Source organism: Nocardia sp. NPDC006630 (assembly GCF_040611495.1).
Classification (GTDB): Bacteria; Actinomycetota; Actinomycetes; order Mycobacteriales; family Mycobacteriaceae; genus Nocardia.
In genome coordinates this window covers 391,517-409,992 of record NZ_JBEXOK010000010.1, presented here as the reverse complement: position 1 = coordinate 409,992, position 18,476 = coordinate 391,517, and the positions used below count along the sequence as shown (strand labels likewise).

Genomic DNA, 18,476 nt, shown 5'->3' with positions numbered 1-18,476 from the left:
GGTGAGACATGCGGAAGACCGGCCCTGTCGACGAACTCGCCGCCGGGGGCCGGGCCATCCGGCAGACTCTCGGAGGCAGGTGGGATTGCGCGAAACCTGGTTGCTGCCAAGGACTTCGCCTATGGGGCGCGCAACAGCATTGCCCCGGATGGGATTCCCCCGCCTGCGGTGACGACTGCGACGCGGGCGTTGCGGACCTGACGGTCGCCCGCGTCGTGACGCAATTGCATGATGGCTTCACGCACGAAGCCGTAGCCGTGCAGGCGGCCCGCCGAGAGCTGCCCGCCGTGCGGGTTGAGCGGAAGTTCGCCGTCCAGGGCGATGGTCTTGCCACCTGCGAGGTAGTCGGTCGCCTCGCCCGCTCCGCAGAAACCGAGGCCCTCCAGCCAGGACAGGGCGTTGAAGGTGAATCCGTCGTAGAGCAGCGCGACGTCGACGTCGGCGGGGGAGAGGTCGGTGCGGGTCCACAAGTGCGCGGACGGGCCCAGGGATTGCGGCAGGTGGGTGAGGGTGCCCTGATCCCAGCTGAGTCGTTCGAGAACCGCGGTGCCGACCGACTCGACCAGGATCGGCGGACGCGGCCGGTCCAGACAGGTCTCGATCGCCGAGACGATCACCGCCACCGCGCCGTCGCACGGGACATCGCAGTCGTACAGTCCGAACGGGGTGGTCACCATCCGAGCGTCGAAGTAGTCGTCGAGGGTGAGCGGGTCGCGGTAGATCGCCTCCGGATTTCGCATGGCTCCGGCCCGTGCGGTCACGGCAATGGCGCCCAAGGCATCTCGCCCCACCCCGTATCGGTGCATGTAGTGCGAGGCGTTGCAGGCGATCCACTGCGCGGCCGATACCGCGCCGAACGGTGCGCGCCACTCCAGCATGCCTGCGGCCCGGCCGCTCTCGGCCTGCCATCGCCCGGATCGCACCAGCGAGCTGTACGAGGATTCCCAGACCGTGCGGAAGCACAGCACGTGCCGGCACAGCCCGGCCGCCACCGCGAGCATGGCAGCGGTCAGCGAGCCGATCTGCCCCGGCACCTCTCGTCCGCCGTTCACCCAGGTGGGGCGCAGCTGCAAGGCCTCAGTGAGGGCGGTGATGCCCCCTTCGCCGAGCCCGCCCGGGGCCCCCGCACCGGGATAGGTCGAGAGTCCGTCGATCTCGTCCAGCTCCAGCCCCGCATCGGCGACCGCGGCCAGGCAGGCGTCGACGGTGAGTGAGATCGGATCGATCATGAGTCTGCGCCCGACCTGCGACTGCCCGACGCCGGTCAGCGCCACGCGGTCTTCGTACTTTCGGTGAGATACCATGGGGCGCAGCATGGTTCGGATGTCCTGTGGTTCGGGCAGTGCTGCGGGACCGGCAGCCAGCTCCTCGTCCGGATCGGGTTCGAACAGAGGTATGAACACATCCTCGTGCGGTTCGAATCGCACCCGCACCCGCATCCCGACGTGCACCAGCTCCGGTGCGCAGCCGACGATATTGGTGGTCAACCGGGCCCGGTCGTCCTCGGCGAGCGTCACCACCGCCACGACATAGGGCGGCGGGAAGTCGGGCAGCCAGGCCTGATGATTCACGCTGCAGCCGACCACGACGGCCTTTCCGGATGTCGGGGCCAGCGATACCGCGCGGCTGCGGCAGGACGGGCATATCGGCATCGGCGGGTGGAAGTACCGCTCGCACTCGTCACACCGGGAGATCCGGAGCACGCCGTCGGCGCCGGATTTCCAGAAAGCGGCGGTGGAGAGCGTCGGTTGCGGCAGTGGTCGGACAGGGACGGGCTGGTCCATGGTCATCCTCGATCCTCCGATCTCAGCAGCGTCGCAGCGCGGCCGGGGAACCCATGAATAGTATCCTCAATAGCCGTCATGTCTGCGATATCGTGGACAGTGTGCCAAATTAAGGTCACTAATTGCCTTGTGGAGGGTTTGGTGGATGAACCTCTGGCCGGGCGAAAATCGTGGCCGCACAGGACTTTCCACTGGGTGGGAAGCGCCGGATGGGCTTTCCGCGGTAGTGGTACCGGTAGTGGGTGTCTCGCGGGTCGAGACGTGACTTCATATCCACGCAGGTGAACGGAGATCGATGACAGCCCTGACTGTCGGATTCATCGGGGCCGGGCGGATCGGCGAACCGATGGTGGAACGTCTACTGGCGGCCGGGCACCGGGTGCGGCTGTATGCCCGCCGTCCGGAGGTTCGAAACCGGCTGGCGGCGCTCGGCGCGGAGCCCGTGGCTCTGGTGCGGGATATCGCCGCCGCCGACATCGTGGTCAGCTGCCTCTTCGGCGATGATCAGATTTCCGCCGTGCTTCCCGAGGTCGTCGCAGCGATGCCCGAGGGTGCGATACTGCTGTCCCATACGACCGGGACACCCGATGCGCTCGATGGGCTGGACCGGTTCGCGCCGAACGGGCGAGGCGCGACCATTGTCGAAGCCTCGTTCAGCGGCACCCCGGAGGCGGTCCGCGCGGGCGAACTCGTAGTGTTCCTCGGAGGGGCACCGGGCGATATCGCGACTGCGCGCCGGGTGGTCGGCTGCTATGCCGGAACCGTGATCGCCACCGGTGGGCGTGGTTCGGCGCTACGGGTGAAATTGCTCAACAACCTGCTGTTCGCCGCCGTATCGCAGCTGACTCTGCAGAGCCTCGCCGCCGGGCGCGGGCTGGGAATCGAGGAGGGCGTGCTGCTGGAGGTGCTGTCGATCAGCAGCGGCGGCAGCACGGCGGGCCGTTACATCGCGGCCCGGGGCGGCTCCGAATCCTTTACCGCCGCGGTCGCCCCATTCCTGCGCAAGGACGTCGCCGCCTGCCGGGACGCGCTGGGCGCGACGGACGCCGATATCGGCACCCTGCTCGCGGCCGCCTGCACCGGGCCGATCGACCTAGGAGCTGTCCCCACCCTCGAAAAAGGAGTCGTGCCATGAGAATCACGATCGATACCGCGAAATGTTCCGGGCACGCCCGCTGCTGGGCCACCGCCTCCGAGGTGTTCGACCTCGATGACAACGGCTATGCCCTGCCGCTCGATGCGGACGTGCCGAAAGCTCTCGAGAATGCCGCCCGGGCGGGCGCGCAGGCCTGCCCGGAGGGAGCCATCACCGTGGAATGACCCACCTGTGCGCGCAGTGCCCCAGCTGAATCCAGCTGGGGCACTGCGCATTGCGTTGTAGGACGGTCTCAGGACGGCGCGGGCTGCGGTCGCCAGAACACCGCGAGCAGGGTGGCTGTCGCCGCCGCGGCGCCGCCGATCGCGATGCCGCCGCCCGCCCAACCGGTGACCGCACTTCCGGCCGCGTGATCGAGGGACAGTCGGCCCGGACCGAGCAGGGCCAGCGCCAGTGCCAGCACCGCGAGTGTGAGGACGTATTCGTAGCCCTCGCGGAAGACGAAGAATCCGTTGCGGCGGTGTGCGAGCAGTCCGGCCACGAGCATCACGGAGATGACCGCCGCACAGGCCAACGGTGTGAACAGGCCGAACAGCAGCAGTGCGCCCGCCCCGATTTCGGTGACAACGCTCAGCCACGCCTGCAGTGTGCCGTTGCGCAGCCCCAAGCCACCGAACCACCCGGCGGTACCCGCGATCCTGCCGCCCCCGAGCCAGTGGTTGATACCGTGCGCGATCATGATCACGCCGAGGATCAGGCGTAGCAGCGTCAGGGCAGTGTCAGTGACATCCATGTATTCACCTCTCGGACAAGGGATTCGGTCCAGTTCTGCAGGAGCAGCTCACCCGCGCCGGCGACCGCGGTGGTGGGGTCGCCCAATACGCCGTTGGGACTGACGGCCGCCACGCCATGCCATCGCATCTGGTCGATGAGCCCGCCGAGCGGGGCAGTGTTGCCGGGCCGGGCATGTTCCAGGGCCACGGTCTCCGGCCGCAGGCGCAGCATCACCGAGGTTTCGGTATGCCCGGCGTGGCTGTCCCGGGCCGGTCCTGACGGTGACCAGGCCAGGACATTGCGGCCCTCCGCGCGCAGGATTCCCACCGCCGTGTCCAGCGGCAGGATATTGCCGCCGTGTCCGTTGACGAAGACGACGCCGGTGAAGCGGTCGGCGGAACGCGCGAGTTCGACGAGCAGAAATTCCAGCGCGTCCTGTCCGATGGACAGCGTGCCCGGGAAGTCGGCGTGTTCGCCGCTGGAACCGTACGGAACAGGCGGGGCCGCAATGATATCGGGGAGGCGTGCGGTCAGCCGGTGGCACAGTTCGGTGGCGACGACCGTATCGGTGCCCAGCGGCAGATGCGGGCCGTGCTGTTCGGTGGCGCCGAGCGGCACGGCGAGGATCAGGTGGTGCATCCGGTCCGCGAGTTCGGGTGACCGGAGATCGGCAAGCTCGTTCACAGCGTGGGCTCCTCGAGGATCCGGTGGAAGCGGGGGAGCAGTGGTGTGAGGCAGCGGTGTCCGAGGCAACCGGTCCAGACTCCGAGGCCATAGGCGACCTCATCGGCGAATCGCACTGCCACACTGCTGTTTTCGGACATGCACTCGATCGCCGCCGCGGCCCAGGCAAGGCCCAGCAGTGCGCGGCCCCGGCGTGAGCACAGCGCGAAGGGCCACCAGACCCGGCGCACGGTGTCGGCGAGTTGCCGGACCAGCGCGAGTCTCCCGGTGGCCGCGACGACGACCGCATCGTGGAGCGGCACGTTCCGGTCCCGCAAGCTCCGTACCGTGCGCAAGCTCGGGCTCGTGGCCGGAAGTGCAACTGCCACAGCGAATCCGGCGACACCGATCGTATACCGGGCCAATGTGCCGGGACCGAGGCGGGCGCGATCCAGCGTGACCACGGCGGGAAGCGCTGCGAGGAGCGCGAGTACAAAGTTGCCCGCCGAGGGGGCCGGTAATCGGGTGGCATGGAGCAGGTTCGGATGGCGGCGGGCGAGCGCGGCGGCGGATGTGCCGTAGCCGAAACGCTGGCGCAGAAAGGCGCGGAAGCTGTCGCGTGGTTCGTGGCGAACCGTCGAAAGAGGTTGGTAGCGTACCGAATATCCGGCGGTTACCAACCGCCAGACCAGATCGACGTCCTCGCCGTAGCGCAGGGTCTCATCGAAACCGCCGACGACCTCGAGCGCGTCGGCGCGGACGATCAGGGCCGCGCCGGGGACATAGCGGACGCGTCCGTCGGGCCGCACCGAGGCCGGCTCCGCTCCCATATCGAGTGCGGACCGCAGCATTTCGTACGGTCCGACCGGACCGGTGGCGAGCGAACGGACGCGGGGGGCCACCGCGGCGACGGCCGGGTCGTCGAACAGCGGTAGCAGGTGATCGAGCCAGCCCGGGTCGGGCAGCACATCGGAGTCGAGAAAAGCCAGTAGCGGCGTAGTGGCGCATTTCCGGCCGGAGTTTCTCGCCGCGGCGGGACCGCGCGGACAGCGGTGCCGCACTGTGGCATTCGGCAGCGGAGCACCGGATCCGTCGTCGACGACGATCCGATGCTCGATGCCGATCGTGGATGCGAGCAGCCGCGCCAGGCCCTCCTGGTTGTCCCGTACCGGGACAATCAGCGTCACAAGGGAATTAGTGGCCGCACCGGGCTCGGCCGCGGGATGAACGATCCCGGCGTCGAGCAGGCGCCTGGCGAAGGACCGGGGGGCGGTCTCGTCGGCGACAGGCGTGCCGGCGATCCAGTCGTCGAGTAGTCGCGCGCCGGTCACGCCGAGCCGTAGCAGGCGTACGGGTGCTCCGCCGAGCAGGACCCGGCCGTCGCCGTAGCGGCGAACCCCGGTATCCAATTGCAGCCTCATGGCCGGAAGCCTCCGTCGGCATGAACGACAGTGCCTGTGATGCAGGCGGTTTCGGGGGAGCACAGCCATGCCGCGACCGCGGCGACCTCGTCGGGCTCGAGGATGCGGTCCAGCAGTTGATGATCGGCGAACGCCTCGACGGTATCGAGTCCGTACAGGCGCGCGGTCTCGGTGAGCATGTCGGTGCGCGTGGAACCGGGAGATACGGCGACCGCGGTGACTCCCGTGCCGCGCAGATCGTGCGCCAGCGCGCTGATCAATCCGACGACAGCGTGTTTGGCCGCGACATACCCCGCCAGATGCCGGACGCCGCAGTGGCCCGCCGCGGAGGCGAGCGCGACGAAGCGGCCGGTTCGCGGCTCGGGGCGGCGCAGGAGTGCCGGCACGGCGGCCCGGGCGAGATTGGCTACCCCGTGCACCCCGACATCGAACATCGGAGCCCACTCCCGAGTCGTGGTCTCCCAGAGCGGGCGACCACCCCCGGTGAGCACCGCCGCCGCCGCGACGGCGGCATCGAGGCGGCCGAACCGCTCCTCGGCAAGACGAACGGCACCGGACAGTGCGACGAGGTCGCGGACATCGGCGAAGGTGGCGATGACACGCCCGTCGTACGGCTCGGCCACCGCACGCAATTGACTCGCCGTGGCCAGCGGGTACGGCACGTCCGGGTCGTTCGCGTGGGTGTCGACCGCGACAACGCGCCAGCCTGCACCGGCGAGACGGTGCACTGTCTCGGCACCGATACCGCGGGCGGCTCCGGTGACGACCGCAACGGGAGCATCGTCCATCACAGCCCCCGGGTGAATCCGTCCGGAACGATCACGTCATCGGGGCCGAGTTCGTGAATCGATGCGTGGCCGAGTCCGTAGAGCGTCGAGTCGATGCCTTGGCGAAGGACCTCCAGGACGTTGTGCACCCCGTTTTCGCCGCCGGCGGCCAGGCCCCACAAATAGGGCCGGCCGATCATGACCGCACGTGCGCCGAGCGCGAGTGCCTTGACCACGTCGCTGCCGCGGCGGATGCCTCCGTCGAGCAGCACCTCCACCTGTCCGTCAACGGTTTTCACGAGACTCGGCAGCAGCCGGATGGTCGCGGGCGTGGAGTCGAGATTGTTGCCGCCGTGATTGGACACCGAAATCGCGGTGGCGCCGATATCGATCGCGCGCTTGGCGTCGTCGGGGTGCGAGACGCCTTTGACGAGGAACGGCCCCTCCCACCGGGAACGCAACCAGGCCAGATCGTGCCAGGTGGGCGGGGGAGTACCGATCCATTGGCCGTATGCGCCGAAGAAGGTCGGCGCCTGCGCGCCGCGCGGAACCAGGTTCGGGGTGGTGAGGTCCGGTAACTTGCCCGAGCGCGCGAAGCGCCACAGCCAACCGGGCCGGGTCAGCACCTGCGGTGCGAAGGTCAGCGCGGTCCGGAGGTCGATGCGTTCGGGTAGTGCAGGACTGCCCCAGTCCCGCGCGGTGGCGAAAACCCAGTCCAGGGTGACGATCACACCCTTGGCGCCGGCCTCGCGCGCGCGGTCGAGTCGCGCCAGCATCTCGTCCTTGTCGCCGAGCCAGTACACCTGGAAGAAGGTCTTGTCATTGGCGGCGACCACGTCCTCGATCGGGCGGGAGGCGAAGGAGGACAGGCCGATCGCGGTTCCCGACCGCGCGGCACCACGGGCGACGCCCACCTCGCCGACCGGGTCGACCGCCTGCACACCGGTGGGCGAGCAGATCACCGGCAGCGAAACCTCCTGCCCGAGCACGGTGGTGGACATGTCCCGGGTGGCGGGCAGGTCGGCGATGTGCGGCCGGAAGCCGAGTTCGGCGAAGGCGGCGGCATTGTCATCGAGGCTCACCCCGGCTTCGGAACCCGCCAGCAGCGCCAGATACACCGACTTCGGCAGACGTTTCTCGGCGCGCCGTTGCGCCTCGGCTATGGATTCGAACCAGGTGCGGGTACTTGCCATCGTGCGAAAGTCCTTGTCTGATAAGGCTCTACCGCAGTGCGGCGAGTGGGCTGGTGTCGCAGGCGCGGTACGGAACGGCCGGCCGTGCCGAGGGCATGCCGAGTGTCACGGCCGATCTCCGGCCGCCGGTGCGGGAGTGGTCCTTGTCGGGGTGCGGGCGCGCGTCACCTGCCGAGGCGAGGGCGAGTTCGGCGTTGCCGCGCACACATTCGGGATCGGGCCCGTCGAGCGGCAGCCCGGTGAAGAATTTCGCGGCCATGCAGCCGCCGCGGCAGGAGTCGTATTCGCTACAGGACGTACACGCGCCTCCGGTCTGGGGAGAGCGCAGCCGAGTGAACAGTTCCGAAGTGCGCCACACTGTTTCGAAGCCGCCCGGCCCGCGGACATTCCCGGCCAGGAACTGGTCGTGAATGGCGAACGGGCAGGCGTACACGTCACCGACCGGATCGATGAGGCATACCACGCGGCCGGCGCCGCACAGATTCAATCCGGGCAGGGATTCGGGACCGAGGGCGTTCAGATGGAAGAAGGAGTCGCCCGTCAGCACCGTGTCCCCGTGGGCGAGCAGCCAGTGGTAGATGCGCCGCTGCTGCTCGGCGGTCGGGTGTAGCTCCGACCACACATCCGCGCCGCGCCCGGACGGGCGCAGCCGGGTGATCCGCAACTGCGCGCCGAAACCGTCTGCGATGGCCTTGAATTCGTCCAACTGATCGACATTTTCCCGGGTCATCACCACGGAGATCTTGAAACCGGACAGGCCGGCGTCCGCGAGGTTCGACATCGCCCGATACGCCGCGTCGAACGACCCCGGCCCTCGTACGGAATCGTTGACCGCCGCGGTCGCGCCGTCCAGCGAGACCTGTACATCGACGTAGTCGGTGCCGGCCAGCTGTCGTGCGCGTTCCGGCGTGATTCGAATTCCGTTGGTGGAGAACTTGACTCCCACGCCCTGGTCGACGGCATAGGTCAGCAGCTGCCAGAAGTCCGCGCGCACGGTGGGTTCGCCGCCGCCGATATTGACGTAGAACACCTGCATGCGCCGCAGTTCATCGATCACGCCCAGGCACTCGGCGGTGCTCAACTCCCGCGGATCGCGGCGCCCCGACGAGGACAGGCAGTGGGTGCACGCCAAATTGCAGGCGTAGGTCAGCTCCCACGTCAGGCAGATCGGCGAGCTGAGTCCGTTCTCGAAATGTTCGACGAGCTTCATGGTCAGTCCTGTGCTCTCTGCGGGGTTCGGGACCGGATGACGCCGGATTCACACAGTCCGGCGAGTGCACGCAGATAGCGGCCGTGCTCGACGCGGGGTACCCCGGCCGCCGCGAGGGCGGCGGTCGCATCGGCGTGGTGCTCGAGTTCGCGGACCACGGTCACCAGGAGCTGGGTCTTGAGGAACGACAACCGGCGGGAGTCGTAGTCGTAGGCCAGTGCGCCGAACGGCTCGGGTCGCAAAGCCACCGATCTCGCCAGTGCGTACGGCAGTGACTGGTCGAAAAGATGTGCCCCGGAATGCTTCTCGCCCCGGGTGGCAGCGCTAGTAGACACCGCACATGCCGTCTATCGATACCTCTTCGACGAGGAGGTCCTCTTCGACGATCGCGGCATCGTCCGAGCCGGTTGCGGGCTGATCGGCGGGGTCCATGTGAACTCCTTAAAGAGGATACTGAATGTGGTATCCGTCAGCATAGCTAGACGTGGTCGTTCGCGAAAGTATGAGGTTGATGTCCATAATCGACGGGCGCTATGTGCAGAATCTGAGGATTCGGCTGGATTGAGGATGCTCTATATGTATGATCGCGCTCAGGTTCAAGCTCCGACGAAGGAGGCCGGTCAATGGAATCAGTGGTGAATGACAGCGCCGTCGCCACCGCCGAACGGCACGAGTTGCCACCCTCGATGGTCGAACGAATGACACTGATCATGGATTCGTTCGGCGCTCCGCAGATTCGGCTCACGCTCGAGGATGTCGCCGGGCGCACCAATCTGCCGCGCTCGACAACCCATCGCATCCTGGAACAGCTGGTACATCTGCGCTGGCTCGAACGCAATGGCCGTGAGTACGGCCTCGGCCCACGGGCGCTGGGACTCGGCGGCCGGGAGGTCGGCCACGGCGCATTGCGGACGGCGGCGTTTCCACTGCTGCATGCGCTGTCCCTGCGCACCGAAATGGTGGTGCACCTGGCGGTATTGGATGGGGCCGATACCTACTATCTCGACAAGTTCGGCGGGCGGGCCGCGGTCCAGGTGCCGTCCGTTGTCGGGGGTCGCGTGCCCGCGCACTGTACGGCCTCCGGAAAGAGCATGCTGGCGTGGCTGTCGCCCGAGGAAGTCGACGGGCTGTACCGCAACGCCCCCGCGCAGCGGACCATGCGGAGCATCGGTGCGCTGGACATGCTGCATCAGGAGCTGATCCGCATCAGGGCCCGCAGCGGGCTGGCCTTCGACTGCGGGGAATGCTTCCCCAATATCGCCTGTGTCGGCGCGGCGATCCGCGTCCCCCAGGGACCGCTGGGCGGCATTTCTCTCGTCGGAGACCTGCGCGCCCCGCTCGAGCGGCTGGCCCCCATGGTCGCCAACACCGCGCACGCGATATCCGAGAAACTGATGGGCGGCGCCGCGCGCAAGCACGCGCCTCGGTTCGAGCCCGGCGTAATGAGTGACACGCCGCAGAACGCCGCATTGAGTGCGACGCTGGGGCGCATCGTCGCACTGGGCGAGCGTGGTGTGTGGTTCTGAGAACCGGTATCGCAGCACTGCACACCTCGCGTTCCGGAACCTTGCCGATGCTCGATAACCCCGTCAGTGTGGCCGGTGCGTCCGCACGGATACCGGCCGTTTCCGCTGAGCGGGAAGACGCCTCGGCGCGGCGAGGCGGAAAGTGAAGTGTGGCACCGATACTCGGGTGCTCCCGGTGTGCGGAAGCCGTAGCGTGCGGCACCGATTCCTTACCTAACGTAGGTCTCCCAACGGCCCGACGGTGCGATCCCTCGGCAGAGACCACGTGAGGACCCAGATGAGTGCTCTTCCGGAACCGGCGGCGATGGAGGCCATGCGCTTCCGTGCGGTACTCGGTCACTTTCCGACCAGCGTTGTCGCGATCACCACGACCACGCCGGACCGGTGCCCGCACGGGCTGATCGTCGGAACCTTCATGTCGGTCTCGCTCGAGCCGCCACTGGTGTCGTTTCTGGTGAACCGGTCCTCCTCGACGCTGTCGAAGATCCAGCAGGCCGGCACCTTCTGCGCCAACGCACTCGCGGGGAATCAGGAACCGGTGTCGCGCCGACTGGCGAGCCGAGGCCCGGACCGCTTCGACGGCTTGTCCTGGGCCCCTTCCCCGCTCGGAAATCCGGTACTGGACGGCATTGTGGCGTGGGTCGACTGCCGGCTCACCCAGGTTGTCGAGATCGGCGATCACTACCTTGTCGTCGGCCAGGTCAGCGAGCTGAGTATCGAATCGGTGCGTACACCGCTGCTGTTCTTCCGGGGCGGATACGGCGACTATCTGGCCAGCGCGACACTGCTGATGGATCGTCTGGTCGGGTGGTGGTGACGCGCCACCGTCGGCCTCAGACCAGCATGTCGTCGACGGGCAGGCCGAACGTGCCGTTCCCGTGCAATGTCAGCGCGGTCCCGACGTCATTGGATGCGTGAATGGCGGCGATGTGCGCGTCGCGCCAGGCTCTTTCGATCGGATTGCGCCCGCGCAGCACCACGCCACCGGTCGCCGCGAACACCAGGTCGATCGAGTGCAACGCACGTTCCGCGCCACACGCCTGATCACGGCGGGCCCGCAACCGCAGTTCGATCGGGATCTCCTCGCGCCGTCCCGCACACTCGAAGAGGTCACGCAGGCTCCGATCCATCTGGAGCACAGCGGCATCGATCTCCGCACTGGCGCGTGCGGCCGCGGTCGGCTGATCGGTCGTAATGGTGCCGCCACCGAAACTGAGCCGATTGCGTTCTCGCATGCGCGTCACGAAGACATCGAGACAGCCCTGCGCCATACCGACCACGGGCGAGCTGATGGCGTAGTTGTACATGGTGCCGTACGGCATTCGATACAGCGGACCGGAATTCACCTTCCGGCCGGGAGTCTGCCGCGTCGCGATATCGGAGAACCGCAGTATTCGATGCTCCGGGACGAAGATCCGCTCCGCGTGCAGGTCGTCGCTGCCGATGCCCCGCAATCCCGCTGTGTCCCAGACCTTTTCGACCCGGTAGTCGGCCCGCGGCACCAACCCGCTGACCATATCCACCGGCTGGCCGTTCTCGGCCACGATGGTGCCGCCGAGCAGTGCCCACGTCGCGTGTGAACACCCGCTGGCGAACCTCCAGTGGCCGCTGAGTTCGTAGCCCCCGGCAACCGGGGTGAATCGGCCGACCGGTGTGTAGGACGAGCAGATCAATGCGTCGGGATCGTCCGACCACACGTCGTGCTGCGCGACGTCGTCGAAGAGCGCTGTATGCCAGGGACTCAATCCGAGCACCGACGTCACCCATCCGGTCGAACCGCAGGCAGCGGCGACTGCGCGGACGGCAGCGTAGAAGTCGAGCGGATTGGCCTCGAAACCGTCATGCGATTTCGGCTGCAGCAGGCGGAATACGCCGGTGCCGATCAGATCGGTGATCGTCTGCTCCGAGATCTCGCCGGTCTGGTCGACCAGCGCGGCACGTTCGGCCAGGATGGGTGACAGTGCTTCGACCGCTGCGGCTACGTCTGTATTCATGCCGGGTTCTCTCGAATCCTCCCGGACGCGCCTATCGCTCGAACGCTCCGATGGACTGCCGTGCCGAGAATCGTGGTGAGCCAGCGACTGCGACATGGTCTCGACCTTCCCCAGGGTGGTCGTCAGTGTGCTGAGGTGTTTGGCACGAGCCGCCCTGTATTCAGAAAGAGTATTCTGATTCGCCAAAATTTGTCGAACTTTGCGAGCGGGCCGTTGATGTCGTCGCTAGAGGCTGGGTGTCGGCCGTAGTCGAGTATAGCTCCGCCGAAAAGTGTGGTAGAAGAGATTCCGGCGGAGCTGAGCGCACTTCGACGCGGTGCGGAAGGCCGGGCGGCGAACATGGCAAGCCGGGTTCACCTACTCGGCCGGTGGATAACTCAGGATCCTATATATCACTAGGAGCTCATGATCTGCGCTACTGGGGCTCGGTGGCCGTACCGGTGAAGGTCGTGTCGTCCCAGTCGGCGTAGTTCTGCCATGCCCTGATGTAGTCCGGGGAGAAGATCGGCCCCGGTAGTTCGGGTATGTCGAAGGCGGCGACCATGATCGGCAGGTGGGCGGTCAGCAGCGAGTGGTGGTGGCGTAGTTCCGCGGATACCTTTGCCGCGAGGTGCCGCGTCATATGGCGGTGCTCGGTGTACCAGGCGCCGTGCCGGTAGATGCGTTCGAGCGAGTACACCGCGGCGGCGGACACAGCCAGTTCTCGGGCGGCTGGATCGTCGGTGGCCAGCCCCTCGATGACCAATGCGGTGGCCGCCAGTCGTTCGGCGGTCGCGGTGGCGAGCTCGGCGGCCCGTGCGTCGATGCCTATCGATTCGCCGGTGCCGCTGCGTACTTCAGCGGCAATGCCGGTTTCTCGCCCCGCGAGCATGGTGAGGTACCACGGCATCTGGGCCGGCGTGTCCGGTAGTCGCAGCGTCGAGAGGTCGAACGCGGATTTCCCCGCGGTGATCTGCATGATCTGGTTTTCGCCCTCGGCGGTGATGATGGCTTCGAGGTTGCCGATCCAGTCCACGAGGTAGTTGATGCGGAGTGCGCCCTGGGCGGCGGCGCGTTGGCGGCACATCGTCAGCACCTGGCGAGCGGTGTTGGACAGCAACGGTTTTGCGAGCATGGACCAGATCGCCTGCTCGGGGTCGCTGGTGGTGGATTCGGCGCGCATGTCACGGATCCGCCTGCCCAGCACGCTGGTGGCGTAGACGGCGGCCAGGGCGGAGACCAGGCCCAGTTGCACCGCGTCGCGATCGGCCATCAGCGTTCCCGAGCCGGGGCGGCGCTGGCGTGTGTAGTTGACCAGCCCGGCCAGTGCGGCGCGGGCGCTGGCGACGGCGGCATTGGCCAGGTCCAGCCGGCCGTTGCCCAGTACGCTGATCGCGGCATGAAATCGCCTGCGCGGCAGTACTTCACAGTCGAACAGGCCCTCAGTGTCGATAGCAGCCCAGTCGCCGCCCAGCAGCGCCTCGCGGGGGAGCCATACTCGGCGGAATCTGATCATCGCGTGATCCATCGGCGCGGAAGCCTTATCGGGCAGGGCGACGATGTCGACGCCTTCGGTCGGTCCGGCCGGAGTGCGTAGTTTCAGCAGAAAGGGAAGCACGCCTTCGTCTTTACCGTCGAGGATGAGACGCGCGGTGACGACTACGGTTTTCGGGGTGGTGGCTTCGGCGACGTTCGGCATGAATTTGGTGGCCGCCGCCGAGGGGGTGGTGAGCCAGAATCCGCTCGTCTCGGCGTCCCACGTCGCGGTGGTCTGCTGGTCGGCGCCATTGGTGCCGCCGAGTTCGGTCAGCATGAGCACGCCGAGTGCCGCGCCGGTGTCCAGCTCTGCCAGGCATTCCTGCTGGTAGGGCGAGTCGTTGCCGAGACCGAGGATCGCGCCGATGACGAGGTCGAAATGGCCTGTGAGGACCAGCAATAGCCGCGGTGCCGCGATCTGGGCCCAATCGCAGAGCGCACCTCGCAATTGGGTGTCGGCGGCGATCTCACGGGCGGGCCGGCCCAGTCCGGCGATCACCGCCCGCAAGAGCTCGGGGGCGTCCTGGGTTTGCTGGGAGTAGGTCGCCCCGGATCGCGGGGTGTCGGCGAGCCCGACGATGACATCGCGCACCTCCCGGTGTAGTGCCGCGTGCTCGCCGAAGATCACCTCCCGCAGGGCTTCGATGGTCGCGGTGTTGTCGGTGGGCCGGAACGGTTCGTCGGCGGAGAGTCCGTGGAGGGGAACGTCTGTCGTTGTCATTGCACTCACCCTGCTGTCGAGAGCTCCGCGCGTGGTCGCACTATCGGTGGTTGCCCGGCCTGCGTGCGGAGTGTGTACTGCCCGGGCAGTTGCCGGTCTGACAGCTGCCCGGGGTGCTCATCGGAATCAAACCTCGCAGCTCATCTCATAGGCGTTGTCCTCAAGCATGATTCGGCGAAAACGGAGGCGGCGGAACAACGGTGACCGGCTTCGACGGTGGGAAGGTCACCGGCAATGCGGTGAGTGCGCGGTGGAACGGGCCGGGCCGCCACTGCAGTTGCCCGGCGGGGACCGCCAACCGCAACTCGGGCAGGACGTCCAGCAGTTGGTCGATGGCCTCCTGCACGATCAGCTGCGATGCGGACCGTGCCTGCATGGGACAGGCGTGCGGTCCGGCGCCCCAGGCCAGATTCCAGCCGTTGCCGGCGAAGTGGCCGGTATTGATCTCGGGCCCGGTATTGCAGGCGGCCATGCTGGTGATCACGGGTTGATCGGCGGGCAGCCAGACGTTGTCGATCACAATGGGCTGGCGGGGGTAGACGATGCAGTAGTTGGCCAGCGGTGGATCGGTCGCCAGAATCTCATCCAGCGCGGACGTGGTCGGCGGGGCGAAACCGAGGTTCTCACCGTTCCACCGGGCATCGGTCAGCATGAGCAGCAGCGTGTTCGCGATGAGGTTCTGCGGAATCTCTATACCCGCTGAATAGCAGGTGACCAGCTGGTGGACCATTTCCGCGTCGGTCAGCCCGACCGGATGCTGCACCAGCCGGGTGGCGATGTCGTCGGCGGGGTAGGCGCGCTTGAGGGTGGTGAGTTCACGCAGTGCCCTGTCGAGCATCGCGTTGACGGCGTCGGTGTCGACGCCCTCGAACAGTGCGGCGCTGGCCTGGGCGACCTGCTGTCCGATGTGCGGCGGGCAGCCGATCAGCTCGTTGAGCACCACGAAGACCAGCGGCAGAATGTACTGGCCGATCAGGTCGGCGGACCCGGTCTCGCAGAAGGAATTGACAAGCGGCAACGCGGCCCGCTCCACCGTGCCGCGCAGGGTATAGAGATTGACCCCGGCCAAAGCGTCGTTCGTCGCGCTACGGTAGCGGGTGTGCTCGACGCCGTTGCTGCGCAACGCGTTCGGCCGCCATTCGATCATCGGCATGATCGGCAGATCGGCGGGCACCGTGCTCTGCCAGCGGCGCGGATCGGCCGAGAAGTGGTGATTGTCACCGAGAATCCGGACCGCGGTGTGATAGCCGATGACCAGGGTCGCAGGCACTCCCGGCCATATCTCGACCGGCACGAGCGACCTGTACGTCTCGCGCATGATCCGGTAGAAGCTGTGCGGGTCAGCGGCGAATTCTTGGGTGTAGACGGGGATTCGGGGTCCGATGGCTTCGATCGGCACCGGCGGGGTCGGGTGTGGCCGAGGATGTGTTTGCGCGGGTGGATGCACGGGGTCGGTCTCCTTAGACGACAGGTAGCGGTGGGGAGGAGGGGAATGTGACCGGTAGCGCACTCAGCGCGCGATGAAATGGGTCGCGGCGCCACCGCAGCTCGGGTGCGGGTACCGACAGGGCGATATCAGGCAGCGCGTCGAGCAACTGATCCAGGGCGACCTCGACGATGACCGTGGCCGCGGCCCGGCCGGGGCAGGCGTGCGGGCCCGCGCCCCAGGCCAGATGTGAACGATTTCCCTTGCGATCCCCGGCCACGGCGGGGTCGGTGTTGCAGGCTGCCAGGCTGATGATCACCGGTTGGTGTTCCGGCAGCCAGACCTCGCCGATGATCTGGGGTTGCCGCGGATAGCTGATACACGCGTTCGCTACCGGGGGATCGGAGAAGAGCACCTCGTCGATCGCGTCCCGGACCAGTAATCCGCCCCCGAGCAGATCACCGCCGAACCCGTCATCGGTCAGCATCGACAGCAGGGTGTTCGTGATCAGGTTCCAGGTCGGTTCCGCGGCCTGCAGATACACCATGGCGGCCTGGTGCGCCCTCTCGTCCTCGGACAGCTCGGTGGCCTGGGCCAGCCGTGACGCTACATCCGCGTCCGGAGTCGATCGCTTGTCCGCCAGCACTTTTCGCATCGTCGCGAGGAGTATCTCGTTCGCCTGGTCGGCTGTTGGGGTGTCGACCGCGCTCCGTAGCATCATCATCGCCGCGTATGCCTCGTCGCCGGCGTCCGGCGCGAGCCCCAGCACGGCGTCCAGGGCCTCCGCGGTGAGGGGGATCGCGTAGTCGTTGAGCAGATCCGCGGTCCCCGCCTGGCAGAACCGGTTGATCAGTGCGACCGCCGTGCGTTCTACGGTGTCCCGCAAGGCATAGAGGTCGATTCGGTCGAGACTCGTTGCGACAGCGCACCTGTACCGAGCTTGATCGTCTCCCGCGGACCGCACTGCGGTGGGCTGCCACCCGATCGTCGGTAGCACAGGACATCCGATAGGCGTACCGGACTGCCACAGCCTCGGATCCGCGGGGAAATGCGCAGAGTTGCCGAATATATGACGCGCCGCGTGGTAGCCGATCACCAACGTCGCCGCCACACCGGGCGCTACCTCGACCGGCACCAAATCGCCATGGGCACGGCGCATTTCGTCGTATGCGCGGTGCGGCGCGTCGGTGAACTCCGGCGAATACAGCCTCACCGGCATACGCCGTCGACATCGGCCTGCAACCCGGGGCTGGTGACCGGCCCCAGGCATGGTGACATGGTCAAGAATGGGCTCCTGTCAACGAATACGAAGTAGACGATGTGTCCGCGCAGTCGGCGCGGACGCAGGCTGCGCCCGGTGACAGATCTGAGGGCCGCAAGCCGTAGAGCATGTCGTAGGGAAAAGTGGACTCGAGCCGAAACATGCTTCTGCCGCCCCGCGCCCGGCGGGGCTACGGAACTTAACCCGCACCAGACGTCACACCAAAAACGTTCGGCCACAGCAGGTCTCGCATCAGCTATCTGATCATAGCCACTCCTGGCAACACTCGCTGGCCGAGAGTGATCGGGCAGCAACGCCCCGAAGAATTCAGGCAGCGCCGGCGCACGTGGCGAACATCGTCGTGATCCGATCCGATTGCGGCGCAACAGCTTCGTCGCTTCGAGGCGATCGGGACGTCCGTAGACGGCCGGCGGTCTGATAAATCAGGGTATTGAATGTCTGACACGCTGCGGATGATCGACCCGGCGACTCGACATTTGCCTGTATGTCTGCAGTGTGAGCTGACTAGATCTGCCGACGACTGCCCCAAGCTCTAGAAAGAGGGTACTCTAATCGAAGATAGCGAAGCTGGCGCGGATCGGTGGTTGTTACCGCTCGGGAACGTCCGACCGCCGCTCCGGGTTTCGGGCGGAGTCATGCGCTTGGAAAGATCTGGAGGTCGCGATGTTGCGGCGCAACACGATTCGCGTACTTCTGCAACATGCGCTGCGCGGGCTACTGCTCTCCGGCGCCTGCGCGAGCGGTTCGCTGCAGCCGTACCTGGAGTGGGAGCGCGAGAATCCGGTCCCACCGCGGTCCGGTCACTGGGATTGGTCGGTTCCGCATCGGTGGTACGACGAAGGCGGGGTCGGACCCGTCTGATGCTGCGGTGACATCCCGCAGGCCGGACAGGTATGTGAGCGCCGGAACGGCGCCGGGCCACGAACTTTCTACTCAGTGAGACGGAGCACCGTAGCGGCTTTCCGGAAGATAGCGTGAATCCGGAATTGCGACGTCGTGGCAATTCATGAAATAGCCGGACTATTTCTCGTACGGATTCTTCCGTACCGAAACTTTCACGACGTATGTCGGTAATTGATGAGTGAGCGGCGATTGGCTTCACGG

General features: G+C 66.8%; 18 protein-coding genes. 5 read left to right on the top strand and 13 right to left on the bottom strand.

Features of this window, described 5'->3' with window-relative positions:
* Positions 1–119: 119 nt before the first annotated feature.
* Positions 120–1,790, bottom strand: a complete 1,671-nt coding sequence (locus ABZX86_RS30320) for an OB-fold domain-containing protein (RefSeq protein ID WP_355128206.1) — start codon at positions 1,788–1,790, stop codon at positions 120–122.
* Positions 1,791–2,079: 289 nt separating this feature from the next.
* Between ABZX86_RS30320 and ABZX86_RS30315 the strand changes: the two genes are divergently transcribed.
* Positions 2,080–2,919 carry an NAD(P)-binding domain-containing protein gene (locus ABZX86_RS30315; RefSeq protein WP_355128203.1) on the top strand — a complete coding sequence of 280 codons (840 nt, stop codon included), beginning with the start codon at positions 2,080–2,082 and terminating at the stop codon, positions 2,917–2,919.
* A complete protein-coding gene (locus ABZX86_RS30310) occupies positions 2,916–3,104 on the top strand; it encodes a ferredoxin (protein WP_355128201.1) in 189 nt (62 codons plus the stop codon). Before ABZX86_RS30315 ends, ABZX86_RS30310 begins: the two co-directional genes overlap by 4 nt.
* A 68-nt stretch (positions 3,105–3,172) precedes the next feature.
* Here the strand turns inward: ABZX86_RS30310 and ABZX86_RS30305 are convergent, their stop codons facing one another.
* From ABZX86_RS30305 to mftA, 8 genes are read right to left on the bottom strand one after another with little or no spacing between them, the layout of a single operon-like run.
* A complete protein-coding gene (locus ABZX86_RS30305; protein WP_355128199.1) occupies positions 3,173–3,673 on the bottom strand; it encodes a DoxX family protein in 501 nt (166 codons plus the stop codon).
* Positions 3,649–4,338 (bottom strand): mycofactocin biosynthesis peptidyl-dipeptidase MftE, encoded by a 690-nt coding sequence (mftE, locus tag ABZX86_RS30300; protein ID WP_355128197.1) that lies wholly within the window; start codon positions 4,336–4,338, stop codon positions 3,649–3,651. Before mftE ends, ABZX86_RS30305 begins: the two co-directional genes overlap by 25 nt.
* The gene (gene mftF / locus ABZX86_RS30295; RefSeq protein WP_355128195.1) at positions 4,335–5,738 is read right to left on the bottom strand and encodes a mycofactocin biosynthesis glycosyltransferase MftF; all 1,404 of its coding nucleotides are present in this window, start codon (positions 5,736–5,738) and stop codon (positions 4,335–4,337) included. Before mftF ends, mftE begins: the two co-directional genes overlap by 4 nt.
* A complete protein-coding gene (locus tag ABZX86_RS30290; RefSeq protein WP_355128193.1) occupies positions 5,735–6,526 on the bottom strand; it encodes a mycofactocin-coupled SDR family oxidoreductase in 792 nt (263 codons plus the stop codon). Before ABZX86_RS30290 ends, mftF begins: the two co-directional genes overlap by 4 nt.
* Positions 6,526–7,698 carry a pre-mycofactocin synthase MftD gene (gene mftD, locus ABZX86_RS30285; protein ID WP_355128191.1) on the bottom strand — a complete coding sequence of 391 codons (1,173 nt, stop codon included), beginning with the start codon at positions 7,696–7,698 and terminating at the stop codon, positions 6,526–6,528. The genes ABZX86_RS30290 and mftD overlap by 1 nt, the downstream gene beginning before the upstream one ends.
* 28 nt (positions 7,699–7,726) lie before the next feature.
* The gene (mftC, locus tag ABZX86_RS30280; protein WP_355128189.1) at positions 7,727–8,908 is read right to left on the bottom strand and encodes a mycofactocin radical SAM maturase; all 1,182 of its coding nucleotides are present in this window, start codon (positions 8,906–8,908) and stop codon (positions 7,727–7,729) included.
* A gap of 2 nt (positions 8,909–8,910) precedes the next feature.
* Entirely contained in the window at positions 8,911–9,243 is a 333-nt protein-coding gene (gene mftB, locus ABZX86_RS30275) for a mycofactocin biosynthesis chaperone MftB (RefSeq protein WP_355128187.1), read from the bottom strand.
* A complete protein-coding gene (gene mftA, locus ABZX86_RS30270) occupies positions 9,233–9,340 on the bottom strand; it encodes a mycofactocin precursor MftA (RefSeq protein WP_355128185.1) in 108 nt (35 codons plus the stop codon). The genes mftB and mftA overlap by 11 nt, the downstream gene beginning before the upstream one ends.
* A 191-nt stretch (positions 9,341–9,531) precedes the next feature.
* Between mftA and ABZX86_RS30265 the strand changes: the two genes are divergently transcribed.
* Both ABZX86_RS30265 and ABZX86_RS30260 read left to right on the top strand, forming a co-directional pair.
* Positions 9,532–10,434: an IclR family transcriptional regulator gene (locus ABZX86_RS30265; protein WP_355128183.1), complete on the top strand. Its 903-nt coding sequence runs from the start codon at positions 9,532–9,534 to the stop codon at positions 10,432–10,434.
* A 277-nt stretch (positions 10,435–10,711) separates the two neighbouring features.
* Positions 10,712–11,251 (top strand): flavin reductase family protein, encoded by a 540-nt coding sequence (locus ABZX86_RS30260; RefSeq protein ID WP_355128181.1) that lies wholly within the window; start codon positions 10,712–10,714, stop codon positions 11,249–11,251.
* A 16-nt stretch (positions 11,252–11,267) separates the two neighbouring features.
* Here ABZX86_RS30260 and hsaA read toward each other — a convergent pair whose 3' ends face one another.
* The 4 genes from hsaA to ABZX86_RS30240 form a co-directional block, all read right to left on the bottom strand.
* Positions 11,268–12,428, bottom strand: a complete 1,161-nt coding sequence (gene hsaA / locus ABZX86_RS30255; RefSeq protein WP_355128178.1) for a 3-hydroxy-9,10-secoandrosta-1,3,5(10)-triene-9,17-dione monooxygenase oxygenase subunit — start codon at positions 12,426–12,428, stop codon at positions 11,268–11,270.
* A 415-nt stretch (positions 12,429–12,843) separates the two neighbouring features.
* Positions 12,844–14,664, bottom strand: a complete 1,821-nt coding sequence (locus ABZX86_RS30250) for an acyl-CoA dehydrogenase family protein (protein WP_355128176.1) — start codon at positions 14,662–14,664, stop codon at positions 12,844–12,846.
* A gap of 160 nt (positions 14,665–14,824) precedes the next feature.
* Entirely contained in the window at positions 14,825–15,958 is a 1,134-nt protein-coding gene (locus ABZX86_RS30245) for a cytochrome P450 (RefSeq protein WP_355128174.1), read from the bottom strand.
* A gap of 166 nt (positions 15,959–16,124) precedes the next feature.
* On the bottom strand, positions 16,125–16,976 hold the full coding sequence (locus tag ABZX86_RS30240) for a hypothetical protein (protein ID WP_355128172.1): 852 nt from the start codon (positions 16,974–16,976) through the stop codon (positions 16,125–16,127).
* Between the two features lie 1,059 nt (positions 16,977–18,035).
* Here ABZX86_RS30240 and ABZX86_RS30235 point away from each other — a divergent pair.
* Entirely contained in the window at positions 18,036–18,233 is a 198-nt protein-coding gene (locus ABZX86_RS30235) for a hypothetical protein (RefSeq protein WP_355128170.1), read from the top strand.
* Positions 18,234–18,476 lie beyond the last annotated feature (243 nt).